The 14,042-nt window shown below is 34.3% G+C and carries 9 protein-coding genes; 3 read left to right on the top strand and 6 right to left on the bottom strand.

The genetic code is table 11. From position 1 onward, the window contains the following. The first annotated feature begins 93 nt into the window (after positions 1–93). Both V6624_RS21835 and V6624_RS21830 read left to right on the top strand, forming a co-directional pair. On the top strand, positions 94–597 hold the full coding sequence (locus tag V6624_RS21835; RefSeq protein WP_338840165.1) for a hypothetical protein: 504 nt from the start codon (positions 94–96) through the stop codon (positions 595–597). A gap of 143 nt (positions 598–740) precedes the next feature. Continuing rightward, positions 741–1,286: a 3'-5' exonuclease gene (locus V6624_RS21830; protein WP_338840164.1), complete on the top strand. Its 546-nt coding sequence runs from the start codon at positions 741–743 to the stop codon at positions 1,284–1,286. A gap of 107 nt (positions 1,287–1,393) precedes the next feature. Here the strand turns inward: V6624_RS21830 and V6624_RS21825 are convergent, their stop codons facing one another. The 4 genes from V6624_RS21825 to V6624_RS21810 form a co-directional block, all read right to left on the bottom strand. Beyond that, positions 1,394–2,308 carry a phytanoyl-CoA dioxygenase family protein gene (locus V6624_RS21825; protein WP_338840163.1) on the bottom strand — a complete coding sequence of 305 codons (915 nt, stop codon included), beginning with the start codon at positions 2,306–2,308 and terminating at the stop codon, positions 1,394–1,396. Positions 2,309–2,455: 147 nt separating this feature from the next. Beyond that, a complete protein-coding gene (locus V6624_RS21820) occupies positions 2,456–4,234 on the bottom strand; it encodes a long-chain fatty acid--CoA ligase (RefSeq protein ID WP_338840162.1) in 1,779 nt (592 codons plus the stop codon). Between the two features lie 178 nt (positions 4,235–4,412). Then, a complete protein-coding gene (locus V6624_RS21815) occupies positions 4,413–4,844 on the bottom strand; it encodes a hypothetical protein (RefSeq protein ID WP_111288553.1) in 432 nt (143 codons plus the stop codon). Between the two features lie 144 nt (positions 4,845–4,988). Then, positions 4,989–7,400, bottom strand: a complete 2,412-nt coding sequence (locus V6624_RS21810) for a TonB-dependent receptor domain-containing protein (protein ID WP_338840161.1) — start codon at positions 7,398–7,400, stop codon at positions 4,989–4,991. Positions 7,401–7,645: 245 nt separating this feature from the next. On the opposite strand from V6624_RS21810, the gene V6624_RS21805 reads away from it, so the two are divergent. Beyond that, positions 7,646–7,927 (top strand): hypothetical protein, encoded by a 282-nt coding sequence (locus tag V6624_RS21805; protein WP_111288550.1) that lies wholly within the window; start codon positions 7,646–7,648, stop codon positions 7,925–7,927. A 139-nt stretch (positions 7,928–8,066) separates the two neighbouring features. Here the strand turns inward: V6624_RS21805 and purL are convergent, their stop codons facing one another. Together purL and V6624_RS21795 are read right to left on the bottom strand one after the other, a co-directional pair. Continuing rightward, entirely contained in the window at positions 8,067–11,720 is a 3,654-nt protein-coding gene (gene purL / locus V6624_RS21800; RefSeq protein WP_338840158.1) for a phosphoribosylformylglycinamidine synthase, read from the bottom strand. A 385-nt stretch (positions 11,721–12,105) separates the two neighbouring features. Further along, complete coding sequence (locus tag V6624_RS21795) at positions 12,106–13,959, bottom strand: endonuclease (RefSeq protein WP_111285582.1); 1,854 nt, start codon at positions 13,957–13,959, stop codon at positions 12,106–12,108. Positions 13,960–14,042 lie beyond the last annotated feature (83 nt).

The following is a 14,042-nucleotide window of genomic DNA, read 5'->3' as shown; positions in this document are numbered from 1 at the left end:
AAAGCAAGTGTGCTTTTGAACTTTTGTGATATGGATTTCCCAGAAAAGCCTTCGATTTCCTGAGATTCCCAAGAATTACAAAATCAAAATACCATGCAAAACAATACATTACAACAATATAAAAAAGCAATTAGAAAAAAATACGAAATAGAAAAAGAAGGCAAATACTTTGATTATTTGTACAAGCCTTCTCGTGGAAAACTTCGTGATTTGTGCTGGTTGATTTTCGAAAATAACCCAACTCAAGATGATTTGAACGTTTTTAAAAATCTTTTGGGTTTAGATTTCGATCATACGAAAAAGAACAAGTTTAAGGAAAAGAAAGATAAATTCAGACCTATCGAAACGTTCTTAAAAGGAGAAACAGATCCGTCAAATATTGATGCTATAAATATGGCAGCTATTTTGGTTGATTTTGAGCCACGTCCTTTCAAAAAGTTTTATGAAACTTCTAAAAAAGAAGAAACAAAACCAGTTAAAAAGCTTGAGAAAGCTAAAGCTGTTTTTGAAAAAAAGAGCTCTGAAAAAAGAGAAAAGCCTGAAAAAAAGTCTAAGAAAAGAAGTTTCTTTCTAGATTTTAAAAGCATGTTTTTCTAAGTTTTTTTGCCACAAAGGCGCTAAGACACAAAGTTTTTATAGCTATGGGGAGCTAAAACTAATCTTAGCGATCCTTTGCGTAAATCTTAGCGCTCTTAGCGGTTAAAAAAATAAACACAATTATTTAAAAAATTAAAAAAAAAATGAAAACTACAGATAAAATTATTATTATCGATTTAGAAGCCACGTGTTGGCAAGGCGCGGTCCCGAGCGGGCAGCAAAATGAAATTATTGAAATTGGTTTGGCTGTATTGGATACAGAAACTGGAGCAATTTCTAAGAATAAAGGAATATTGGTAAAACCACAGCGCTCGAGCGTTAGTTTGTTCTGTACGGAATTGACCACCATTACTCAGGATTTACTTGATAAGAACGGAGTTAGTTTCGAAGATGCCATTAATCAGCTTATTGACGAGTACAATCCCGATTTGTACACTTGGGCAAGTTACGGTCAGTACGATTTGAATATGCTGAAGAAACAATGTAAATCGTTTGGTGTTTCCTATCCAATGGGAGAGGAGCATATCAATGTAAAAGTACATTTTGCCGAAAAGTTTGGCTTGGTTAAACCAACAGGAATGAACGGCGCGCTTGCATTGCTGAATATTCCATTGGAAGGAACACATCACCGCGGAATTGACGATGCCAAAAACATTGCTAAGATTTTGAATTGGTGCCTTAAAAATTAGAATTTAATTTGTTAATCGCAGTTATCAAAAGGATAGCTGATAACTGTAGAAAACTGTAAATAGAAGTATTTACAGTTTTTCGCGTTTCTGCAATTGCTGTAAATCATTTAAATCCACTCTCCAGCTGCATTGTAATCGTTTGGAAGATAAGTAAGATATTGAACCATTCGTGGGTTTTCTCCTTTGTTTGGCGTTGCACAGTGTGGGAGTGCGTTATGCCAGATTATAAAATCGCCTGCATTTCCAATAATTGGTTTTGCTTTAAGCGTTTGTATTGCTTTTTCTCTTGGATTTTCATGCGGTTCAAGTTCGTCCAACCACTGATTAATTTGGTTATGAAAACCTGGAACGCAATGAAATGCTCCATCATTTTCTTCGCAATCTGTCAAATAAAGCAATCCTTGAAGATCGAAAACAAGCGGTTTTTTTAAACTCATATCCCAATGAAGCGGACTTCCAAGAAAAGTGAAATTTTCTGTTTCAGGCGGACTAAAACTTACTTTGTCTATTGTTTTGTAAATATTCGTAGTTCCATAAAGCTGTTCATAAGCTTTTTTTACTTTTGGCGAAAAACGGTTGCGATTTAAAGTTTCATGATCCGAAAAATTAAGCATAAGACCTTTTTGTTCTTCATGGCGCTTGTACCAGCTTTCTTTTTCATTTGGATCCATGTTTAAATATTCCCAAATGGCTTTTTGTGTGGCTTCGCAATCTTCTTTTGAAATCACATTTTTAACCACTAAATAACCATTTTCTTTCCAAAAATCAAGATCTTGTTCAGATAATACATTTTCAGTTAAATCCTCGATTTCGGATGCAATATCTCGTTTTCTGCTATTAATCCATATTTTGAAAGTTTCAAAATCGGGTTTTTCAGAATATAGAAAGCGTAGCGTATCTTCCATGCCAATGCCCAATTGGTACAAAGCTTTAACTTCACTGTCCCAGTTAGAAAGGTCTGTATTTGTGTTTTCAGGATTTACTGCACGTTTCCATAATTGTTCGAGAACTGTCCAAGGCATAGTTTTCAGTTTTAGTTGAAACAAAACCTAAAAATACACGATTTATAGTTTCGTGTTTAAAGCAAAAACACCTGTTTTTAAAAGTAAAAAAAAAGGCTGTCTTAATTGAGACAGCCTTTTCGTTTTTGGTTATATTATCTTGATTTATTAATTGTTTCCGTAGATTTTAGCATAAAGATCTTTATAAATCTCTTTAATAATTTTACGTTTCAATTTTAAAGTAGGAGTAAGTTGTCCGCCATCAATTGACCAAACATCTGGAGTAAGTTCAAAACGTTTGATTTGTTCCCAGTGTCCAAATTTCTTGTTTATTCCTTCTATTTCTTCATCAATTCGTTTAATAACATCTGGATTTGAAGCAATTTCTGCATCAGTACTTCCTAAAGTAATTTTATGGATTTTAGCCCATTCTTTTACAAATTCGAAGTTTGGCTGAATAAAAGCTGCAGGCATTTTTTCTCCCTCACCAATAACCATAATCTGCTCAATAAAACGAGATTGTTTCATTGCATTTTCGATTATTTGCGGAGCGATATATTTACCTCCTGAAGTTTTGAACATTTCTTTTTTACGATCCGTAATTTTTAAGAAACCTTCGCTGTCAATTTCCCCGATATCTCCTGTATGGAAATAACCGTCTTGAATTGCTTCAGCAGTTTTTTCTGGATCTTTGTAGTAACCTAACATTACATTTGGACCTTTCAATAAGATTTCGCCATCTTCAGCGATTTTAACTTCAAGATTACGAATTGGTTTTCCAACAGTTCCAATTTTGAAACCTTTATTTCTTTGATCGTTAACCGCAATTACAGGAGAGGTTTCAGATAAACCGTAACCTTCCATAACTGGAATTTCTGCCGCAGCAAAAACTCTTGTTAAACGTGGCTGTAATGCTGCACTTCCAGAAACCATTAAATCTAAATTTCCTCCCAAACCTTCTTTCCATTTGCTGAAAATCAATTTTCGGGCAATCTTTAATTGGAATTCATACCAAGCACCATTTGCTCCGTAAGGTTCATATCTTAAACCTAAATCAATAGCCCAGAAAAATAGTTTTTTCTTAATTCCTGTAAGTTCTGCGCCTTTAGCATAAATTTTATCGTAAACTTTTTCTAGAAGTCTTGGTACAGCTGTAATTACCGTTGGACGAACTTCTTTTAAGTTGTCACTGATTTTATCAATAGATTCTCCAAAATAAACCGAAACACCATAATATTGATAGATGTACAAAATCATTCTTTCGAAAATATGGCAAATAGGCAAGAAGCTTAATGCAGTACTTTTTCCTGGGTCAAACGGAATTCTTGGCGCACTGTCTAAAACATTCGACACAATATTTTTGTGTGAAAGCATCACTCCTTTAGGTCTTCCAGTTGTTCCAGAGGTATAAATAATGGTTGCCAAATCCTCTGTTTTGATACTATCTTTTCTAGCTTCAACTTCGCTTTGATTACTTTCGTCTTCACCCACTAAAAGAAGATCTGACCAGTGTTTGCATCCTGGAATTTCATTAAAAGAATAAACCTCTTTTAAAGTTGGTACGTTAGCTTTAATAGCATTTACTTTATGTAAAACTTCTTCATCAGAAACAAAACAGTAAATACTGCCGCTATGGTTTAAAATATATTCGTAATCTTCTTCTGCTATGGTTGGATAAATTGGAACATTTTGAGCGCCAGTCTGCAAAATACCAATATCCATTATATTCCACTCCGTTCTGTTATTCGAAGTAATTAATGCAATTTTATCATCTTTCTGAACGCCCATGCGCAATAATGCTCTTGAAATAGCATTTGCTTTTGCAATATATTCTTGGCTAGATGTTTTTTCCCAGACTCCGTTTTTTTTTGTTGCTAGAGCAACCGGAAGGTTATAAGTTTCTTGTTGATAATAGGGAAAATCAAAAAGGCGTGTGATTGAAACCATGTTTAATATATTGAATTTTATTGCAAATTAAATAAAATTTGGGTATGATTTTTAATTTTATAAAATTTAATGGGAAAATTTACGGGTACTTTTAAAATTCTACGAAAACGTTTTCTTTTTGGTAGAAAATTTCCCTAAAAATGAAGAAAAATTTAAAAGTAAGACCTTTTTTTATTGATTATTGTACGTTATAATCTTCGTATACTTTTACTCTTTCTCCCATTAAGAACATTTTTTTCTTGGCAAAATGAATAGAGAATTGAGAATAATACCATTCTTCGCTATCATTGGGTCTGTACCAAAAAGTGTATGATGCACTGTTGAATCCTTCTTTAAAAATAGGAGTGCCTTCGTCAGTACATTCAATTCCCCAATTGATTTTTTGTTTGCTTAAATCATCCGCTTGGATAAAACCTGTTCCATCTGGATTTAGAACGGTAATTGGCTCTTTTTGGTTTAATGGAGCATAAGTCCCAGGAACTGGATAACCAATAGTTGTGGTAATATAGCGCTCTTTTGAATTATGAGTAATTTGATCAACATGAACTTGCGAATGCGATTGAAAGGCTGTAAAAAATAGTGTTGCCACTAATAAATGTAAAAATTTCATTCTTATGTAGATTAAAGTGTTTTTGGGCTGAAAGTATCTGATGAACAGATTTCTCTTGGCGAATATAACTCAAATTTTTAATAGAATTGAGACTTAAAAATACAAGAATGAAATTTTTATTTTTTAATGATTTCAGATCAGTTTTTACTCCGTTGAAAACTGATTTTCCAGTAATTTTTCTTTAAAATCAGATCTAAAAGTATAAGCAAATGTAATCATCAATGCACGTGTATCAGATTTAGAAGTTCTTTGGTTTTTAAACAATGCTGTATTGTTTTTATAACCGCTTTCTAAAGTGTTAAACATATCGGTTACAACCAATCCTAATCGGGCATTTCCTTTTCCTAATTTTTGCTGAAATCCCATATCGACATTATAAATTGGAATTCTTTTTCCCTGCGGAGTTGCTACGGCTGAATTATAGTTTCCGATAATCTGAAGTTTCCCGCCTTTCCAAGGAATAAAGTTATTAATCACTTTTCCGTACCAACTGAAAGCACTTTTTACAACATCTTCGGCTTGCTCTAAATTGCCAGCGCTAATATTTTGCTGAAAAGCCGTTAAACTAATATTGGCATCATAAAATGAAAAAGGTTTAAAACTGAAAATAGATTCAAGTCCGTAAGTAACCATGTTTCCAATGTTTTGAGGCTGTAATAAAACAACTCCATTGTCTTGAAGTGTACCATATTGTCTGATTGTATTATTGGCATTTCTATAGAAAGCATTTCCAGAAAACGAATAATTATCCCATTCTTTATTATAATTTAATTCTACAATATGAATGATTTCGGGCTTTAAATAAGGATTTCCTCCATGCGGATTCAACGCATCTGTGATATCGATAAAAGGATTCAAATCATCTAAATCTGGACGATTGATACGCTTGCTATACCCTAATTTTAGAAATTCATCCGACTTCAAATTTAATTGAACTGATGCTGAAGGGAAAAGTTTTAAATAATTATTCGAAAAATTATCAGTTCCCGTTTCAGTTTTTCCACTGTTTGAAACTTGTTCAGCGCGAAGTCCTAAATTGTATTTCCATTTCTGATTGTCTTTTGTGCTTGAATAAGAGTTTAAAAGTCCGTAAAAGGCATTTATCTGTTCATTAAAATCAAAAATATTACTCGCAAGCGGATTAATTACATAATCTCCATTTACCAAATCTGCGCTTTGAAAATCAGAATTGAAGAACCTGAAAGTTCCTTTATATCCAGTTTCAATTATTGATCTTTCCGAAATTGGAAAAACATAATTTAAAATGGCATTTGAGATATTTTCTTTTTCATAATTATGTGTTTTCTGCCAAAAAGTATCTCCAATTAGCATTCCGTTCTCATCATAATTATCAGTGTCAATATTCGTATTTTCTCTATGGAAATTATATGAAGTAGTAAGACTCGCGTTTAGGCTTTTTCTATCATCAGAAAATTTTCGATCATAATTAAAAGCAAATTCCGCTGCTTTTGAACGTTCTAATTCTAAAGAATGACGTTTGTTACTGGAATAAAATTGATTAGAACTGTTAAAAATGTCTGTTTTTAAAGTTTCATCATTATCCTGGCTTTCCATATTTCCCAGAGCCTCAAAAGAAAAGGTGTTTTTTTCATTAGGAGAAAAATTAGCATTGAATTTTAAGTTCTGCAAGCCTTCAGTTCTTTCATCGTGTCTGTTTTGATTGATGAAATGTTCATCTTCAATAAAATAATTGGTTCTTTCGCCTTCAATGCTTTTTGTTCTTCCCGCAAAGCGATTGTCGTAAGCAACTCCAATATTCCATTTATCATTTTTGTAGTTTAAAAGCGCAGAACTGCTTAATCTTCCTTTTGCACCAAATCCGCCGCCGAGAACCGCTGCACCATTTATTCCATTTAGATTATTCTTTTTAAGTTTAATATTGATGATACCGCTTTCTGCATTCGCATCGTATTTTGCCGTCGGACTTGTAATAACTTCAATGCTTTCAATACTGCTCGCAGGAATTTGATTCATATTGGTAATAGCAGAATTTTTTCCATTAATCAAAATCAAAGGCGTTTTTCCTCTTAACGAAATCGCATCGTCAGCATCTACAGCAACAGTTGGAATATTTTTCAGCATATCGATTGCGGTTCCTCCAGATTGCGCAATATTAGAAACGGCATTAAAAACAAAACCTTCAGTAGTTTTCTGAATTTGTTTTTTCTCAGATTTCACAACAACTGTATTAAGCAAATTTGCATCTTCTTGCAAAACAATATTACTCATTGAAATAGGAGAGCCTGTATATTTTACTTTTTGATTTTGAGATTTAAAACCAATCAGACGAAATTTTAGAATGTATTCTGCTGGGCTTACATTTTCAAGAATGAATTTCCCAGAAGAATCCGTAACCGCGTAAGCAGATATTTTGGTAGTATCGGTAACTGGTTTTAAAACCACATCGACAAATTCGATTGGAGTTTTTCCATCAGACACAATTCCGTTGATAGAATTTGTTTTTTGACTAAAGGAGTATTGGCTTATAGTAAATAAGATAATTGCAGCGACTAAATTTTGTTTCCATTTTTTCATGAGACAAAGTTATTTATCCAATGAAAAAAGGAATAATATTCTACCTTAAGATAGTATTAAATTAAACTTAGGGTATATTAATTGACTTAAGAAAATAGGAAGATGAAAATAAAAAAGGGTGTTTTTCCCCTTTAAAAACAGGAAATTTCATAGACAGTTTGCAAAACACGATTTCTATTTTTAGTCCGTCAAAATGCGGAAGCCGAAAAGCAAACGAGTAGGCATGTTTTAAAATTGAAATAATTATGGAAACTGCTTTTTTTTTAGCGATGGGCTGGTGCGGCACAAAATACCCAGGCTGGTGGAAAAAATTCTTCAAACAACCGCCCTTTCCAGAACCAGAACCCTGGTGGATTATTGCAACAATTGGTCTGGGATTAATTGCCGGATTAGCCGGAGGAACAATCTTTAGTATTGCTGTTCGTAGCAGTCCGTTCTTTGCTGGACAAGCCGCAATCGCTTCTGGACTGTTTGCTTTTGGAACCGCAAATATTGTAACTGGAATAGCATCCTCTTTTAGGGACTGAAAATAAAGAATATCTCGGCCATTTGGGGATAGCGTCGAGATGTTTGCTGCCATGAATTAATTAGTTAAGGTTAATTATTTCGTGGCAAAAAAAAACGCCCGACAAATTCGGGCGTTTTTTATTTAATGAAAACTAAAAATTAGTTTTTCTCAATCCATTTTCTTGCATTCACAAAAGCTTCGTGCCAAGGCGTAACCTCGTCATTTCTATCTTTTGGATAATGAGCCCAGTTCCATTGGAAAGTTGAACGCTCAATATGAGGCATCATAACCAAATGTCTACCAGTTTTGTCACACATCATTGCGGTGTTGTAATCAGAACCGTTAGGGTTTGCAGGATAACCTTCGTAAGCATATTTAGAAACAATGTTATATTTATCTTCTGAATAAGGCAATTTGAATTTACCTTCTCCGTGAGAAACCCAAACTCCTAAAGTGCTTCCAGCCAAAGTAGATAACATCACAGAATTGTTTTCCTGAACCGTTACAGAAGTAAAGATACTTTCGTGTTTCTGGCTTTCGTTATGGTGCATTTTTCCGTGAACTTCATGTTCTGGATTAATCACTTCCAATTCCATAAACAATTGGCAACCGTTACAGATTCCAACAGATAAAGTATCTTTTCTTTTAAAGAAATTATCTAAAGCTGTTTTTGCTTTTTCGTTGTATAAGAAAGCACCAGCCCAACCTTTAGCAGAACCTAAAACATCTGAGTTAGAGAATCCTCCAACTGCTCCAATAAACTGAATGTCTTCAAGAGTTTCACGACCAGAAATTAAATCCGTCATGTGAACGTCTTTTACATCAAATCCAGCCAAGTACATTGCATTTGCCATTTCACGCTCAGAATTACTTCCTTTTTCACGAATAATAGCGGCTTTTGGTCTCTCGACTCCGCTCGAGATGACAGGCGCTTTTCCTGTAAAATGTGTAGGGAAAGTGTAATTTAAAACCTGATTTTTATAGTTTTCAAAACGTGCCTGAGCTCTTCCGTTTTTAGATTGTTTTTGATCTAATAAATAAGAAGTTTCGAACCAAACGTCTCTATAAGTTGGAATATCTAATTTCCAATTTCCAATTTCCAAAGTAGCTGTAGAAGTTACAGAACCAATTTTGAAGAATTCAATATTGTTAGCATTTAATTTAGCTTCAACAGCTGCGTCAGATTTAGCCTGGAATACGATTCCGATGTTTTCAGCGAAAAGGATTTTCAATAAGTCTTTTTCAGCAAATGCAGAGAAATCAATTTTAGCTCCAAGATTTACATCTGCAAAACACAATTCTAATAAAGTAGTAATTAAACCACCGCTTCCGATATCGTGACCTGCTAAAATTTGGTTTTCACCGATTAAATCTTGAATGGTATTAAATGCATTTTTGAAGAAAGCTGAATCTTTAATTGTAGAAGTTTCGTTTCCGATTGTGTTTCTGATTTGTGCAAAAGATGAACCTCCAAGTTTGAAATCATCTTGAGACAAATTGATATAATAAATTGAATCTCCATTTTTCTGTAAAACAGGTTCAACTACTTTTCTAATATCTGTACAATTTCCAGCAGCAGAAATAATAACCGTTCCAGGTGCAATTACTTCGTCATTTGGATATTTTTGTTTCATTGAAAGTGAATCTTTTCCTGTTGGAATATTGATTCCTAATTCAATTGCAAATTCTGAACAGCCTTCAACAGCAGCGTACAAACGAGCGTCTTCACCTTCGTTTTTACAAGCCCACATCCAGTTTGCAGATAATGAAATACCTTTTAACTGATCTTTAATTGGAGCCCAGATAATGTTTGATAATGATTCTGCAATAGCATTTCTGCTTCCTGCAACAGGATCGATCAAAGCAGCGATAGGAGCGTGCCCGATAGAAGTTGCAATTCCTTCTTTACCTAAATAATCTAGAGCCATAACTCCAACGTTATTTAAAGGCAATTGTAACGGACCTGCATTTTGCTGTTTTGCTACTTTTCCTCCAACACAACGGTCAACTTTGTTTGTTAACCAGTCTTTTGAAGCAACAGCCTCTAAACGTAAAACGTCTTTTAAATATGATTCGAAATCTCCTGCGTTGTAAGCAACATCAGCATATTTTCTATCGATAGTTTTATCTGTCATAACCGTTTTTGGAGAACTTCCGAAGAAATCTTCTAAAGCATAATCCATCGGTTTTGAACCATTTGATTTTGATTCGAATGTAAAACGGTGATCTCCCGTTACATCTCCAACCTCGTACATAGGAGAACGCTCTCTGTCAGCGATTCTTTGCAACGTATCAATATCTTTTTGACCAATAACCAATCCCATTCTTTCTTGAGATTCGTTACCGATAATTTCTTTTGCAGAAAGAGTAGGATCTCCAACTGGTAATTTGTCTAAATCGATTAAACCTCCAGTTTCTTCAACCAATTCTGAAAGACAGTTTAAGTGTCCTCCAGCTCCGTGATCGTGAATAGAAACAATAGGGTTATTATCGCTTTCTACTAAACCACGAATCGCGTTTGCAGCACGTTTTTGCATTTCAGGGTTTGAACGCTGAATCGCATTTAATTCGATTCCTGAACCGAAAGCTCCTGTATCTGCAGAAGAAACCGCAGCACCACCCATTCCGATTCTATAATTTTCTCCACCTAAGATTACGATTTTATCGCCTTCTTGTGGTTTCTTTTTAATTGATTGATCTAATTTTCCGTAACCAATTCCTCCCGCTTGCATGATTACTTTATCGTAACCAATTTTACGGTCGTTTTCTGAATGTTCGAAAGTTAAAACAGAACCTGTAATAAGCGGCTGACCAAATTTATTTCCGAAATCAGAAGCTCCGTTTGAAGCTTTGATCAAAATATCCATTGGAGTTTGGTACAACCATTTTCTTTCTTCAACAGCATTTTCCCATTTACGATCTTCTTTCAAGCGAGAGTAAGAAGTCATGTAAACGGCAGTTCCAGCTAAAGGAAGCGATCCTTGTCCTCCTGCTAAACGGTCACGAATTTCTCCTCCAGAACCTGTTGCAGCTCCGTTGAAAGGCTCAACAGTTGTTGGGAAATTGTGTGTTTCTGCTTTTAAAGAGATTACAGAATCAAATTCTTTTATTTCGTAAAAATCAGGTTTGTCTGCTGATTTTGGTGCAAACTGCTGCACTTTTGGTCCTTTTACAAAAGCAACGTTGTCTTTGTAAGCAGAAACAATATCGTTAGGATTTTCCTGAGATGTTTTTTTGATTAATTTGAAAAGAGAAGTTTCTTTTTCTTCGCCATCGATAACAAAAGTTCCGTTGAAAATTTTGTGACGGCAGTGTTCTGAATTGGCTTGAGAAAAAGCAAAAATCTCAGAGTCAGTTAATTTTCTTCCAAGTTTAGTTGAAAGATTGTTTAAGTATTCAACTTCTTCTTCGCTTAAAGCTAAACCTTCTACTTTGTTGTAAGTTGCAATATCATCAATCTCCAAAATTGGTTCTGGCTGAATGTTGATAGTGAAGATTTCTTGATCTAATTCGTTGAATTTTTGAGAAAGCATTGGGTCAAAATCAGTAAAATCTTCCGTTGCAGGATGAAATTCTTCGATTCTGATAATACCTGAAATACCCATATTTTGAGTAATTTCTACAGCATTTGTACTCCAAGGTGTAATCATAGTAGCGCGAGGACCAACAAAGAAACCTGTCAATGCAGATTTTTCGATCTTACTTGCGTCGGCAAAAAGCCAGTTTAATTTTGAAATGTCTTGAGCTGAAATTTCGTTTTGCGTTTGTACCGCAAAAACAGTTTTGCTTTGGTTTTCAAAGAAATGGATCATTTGTGTAGTTTGTTGTATTGAGCTGCAAATTTAATGTAAATAAATAGTAAGCGCAAATTTGGAAACCATCTCTTTTCAAAAAAAATGAAATTGCTTTTTTCTTGCATTTTTTCTACCAAAAAGACGCAGAATCAATAAGTTTTGACCTTTTGTAAAATTTAAAGATTTAGTAAAAAGTCTTCTTTGGTATTTTCTGCTATATTAAACTTTTAGAAGAAAAGAAATCAAAATTGCAAACATCAAATTTTGCCATTTTTACATGAACAGATTTGCAAAATTTACGAAACTTCAAAATATGTCAAAAATTTAGGTTTAAAGAAAATTCTCTCAAGTGTAATAAAAAAAGCGGCAAATTGCCGCTTTTTGGTTGATGAAAATCTGATTTTTAATTAATAATAACCTTTTTGAAAGCTATTTTTTCGCCTTTTATAACTTTAATAATGTAGATTCCTGATGATAGATTTTGGATCGAAATTTCAGGAGAAGTTGTGTTTTGTTTTTCGAAAACTTTCTGTCCAGAGAATGAGAAAATTTCAATAGAATATGGAAGATCTGAATTGCCTGATTTAATTCTGAAATTTCCATCAGAAGGATTTGGATAAATTACAATTTCATTAGAATCAGCAATAATTTCCTCTTCTTCGATTTCTGTGGTTTGAACCATTTTGCTCGCTAAGTTGTTGCAAGTGTCTTGTGAATACGAATCCCATTGTGCGCTTAAATTGAATGTTGTACTTGGAGATGTTACAGTCGATTTTCTTCTTAAAGTAACATCGATGGCAAAATTGGCTGTTCCGCCATTGAAAGTTCCGATAATGTCAATTAAAACACCGTTTTTGAATAAACCTACAGCATCATTTCCATTAAAAGTTAGTTCAGTTGCCGTTGTCGAAATGTTAGCCGCACTTGTAGAAAAACAGCTTGATGACATCGAACTATTTACAATTACAAATTTACTTCCTGTTGTTAAAGTTCCGCTCAAAGCCAATCCAGTACTCCAAGAACCAGCACCATTGGTTTGCTTTTTAATCGTATAAGCCGATAAATTAACAGAACTTCCAGTATTGTTTGCAATTTCTAGAGCTTTGTTATTTCCAGAACCTTCAATGTATTCAGAGAAAAGAAGATCGGTTGCAGTTCCAGTTCCGCTGCTGTCTGTTGTAACGCTTATTGTATTGCTTGACGCAGAAGCATTTCCAGCAGCATCTTTTGCTTTTGCATAAATAGAATAACTTGTTGAAGCGATTAAACCTGTAATCGTTGCAGTTAATCCAGAGACAGTTGTTTTTAAAACACTATTTGCATAAATGTCATATCCTGTTACGGCAACATTATCGGTTGAAGCTGTCCAGCTAAGCGAAATTGAAGTTGCAGTTTTTGCTGTTGAAGCTAAACTTGTTGGCGCGGTTGGTGCTTGAGTATCTCCAGAAGATGTTCCGCCCCAAATTTGATTTACATATTCAGGATGATCAATAAATGGATTTCTATTGTTTTGACGTGTATAAATTGCATTGTTTCTAGCAATTTCTCTTGCACTTACAGGATCTTGCGCGTGCCAAGCCAAAAGCATATTTAGGAAAGCTGTGGTAAAAACTTGGTTGCTTGAACCGTTAAACATTGCATAAGAATAACCTGCAACTGTATTTTCGTATCGTGTTGCAAAATAGAAATACATTCTGGCAATATCACCTTTAAATTCATTTATTGGTTCGAAAACAGTTCCAGAATATCCAGAAACGGCACTTGATCCTAATTTGCTTCCGTTTTGAGAAGTATACGTTGCAGAGCTTACATTTCCGTGAGGATAGTTCGAACGTATTCCGTTTACTTTGCCATCAGTTGGCGTAATAAAATGCGCATCGGCAACCATTGGTGATTGTTCATTAAAAACAGATTGCGGAATAATATGCTCTCTATTATAGCAATCGCCTTCAACAGAATAATTACCGCATCTTTGAGTGGTTCCAGTTGTGTAAGTGTACGGATCTGTTCCAGAAGGGTTTTCAGAATACATATCTAAAACAGTTCCGTCATTCTCGTAGAAGTTGTCAACGTCAGAGGTTTGATAAGTAGTATACAAACCTGCGTATCCATTATCAGTATGACCTTTAATAATGTTATACAATTGTGTTTTTAAAGTGAAGCCTGTTCCAGTCGCTGTGCTGTAATATCCAGATGGAATTTGGGCAAAACCAATCGTAGTAAGAAATAATAGCAGTAAAAAGTAGTTTTTTTTCATAAATAAAAGTTTAAGATTTGAATTGGGCTTTTGTTTTTAAAATTCTGATTTTTAAGTTTTTAAAAACGTATTGTAACAAATCT

This window comes from Flavobacterium ginsenosidimutans, assembly GCF_037478105.1.
GTDB classification, from domain to species: domain Bacteria; phylum Bacteroidota; class Bacteroidia; order Flavobacteriales; family Flavobacteriaceae; genus Flavobacterium; species Flavobacterium ginsenosidimutans.
Note: the sequence above shows the minus strand (reverse complement) of the source record. Positions and strands in the feature narration are given on the sequence as shown.

Excerpts from the sequence above, each read along its gene's own strand:
- V6624_RS21835 (WP_338840165.1), top strand. The coding sequence starts at position 94 with ATGCAAAACAATACATTACAACAATATAAAAAAGCAATTAGAAAAAAA.
- V6624_RS21810 (WP_338840161.1), bottom strand. The coding sequence starts at position 7,400 with ATGAAAAAATGGAAACAAAATTTAGTCGCTGCAATTATCTTATTTACT.
- V6624_RS21795 (WP_111285582.1), bottom strand. The coding sequence starts at position 13,959 with ATGAAAAAAAACTACTTTTTACTGCTATTATTTCTTACTACGATTGGT.
- V6624_RS21825 (WP_338840163.1), bottom strand. The coding sequence starts at position 2,308 with ATGCCTTGGACAGTTCTCGAACAATTATGGAAACGTGCAGTAAATCCT.
- V6624_RS21820 (WP_338840162.1), bottom strand. The coding sequence starts at position 4,234 with ATGGTTTCAATCACACGCCTTTTTGATTTTCCCTATTATCAACAAGAA.
- V6624_RS21815 (WP_111288553.1), bottom strand. The coding sequence starts at position 4,844 with ATGAAATTTTTACATTTATTAGTGGCAACACTATTTTTTACAGCCTTT.
- V6624_RS21805 (WP_111288550.1), top strand. The coding sequence starts at position 7,646 with ATGGAAACTGCTTTTTTTTTAGCGATGGGCTGGTGCGGCACAAAATAC.
- purL (WP_338840158.1), bottom strand. The coding sequence starts at position 11,720 with ATGATCCATTTCTTTGAAAACCAAAGCAAAACTGTTTTTGCGGTACAA.
- V6624_RS21830 (WP_338840164.1), top strand. The coding sequence starts at position 741 with ATGAAAACTACAGATAAAATTATTATTATCGATTTAGAAGCCACGTGT.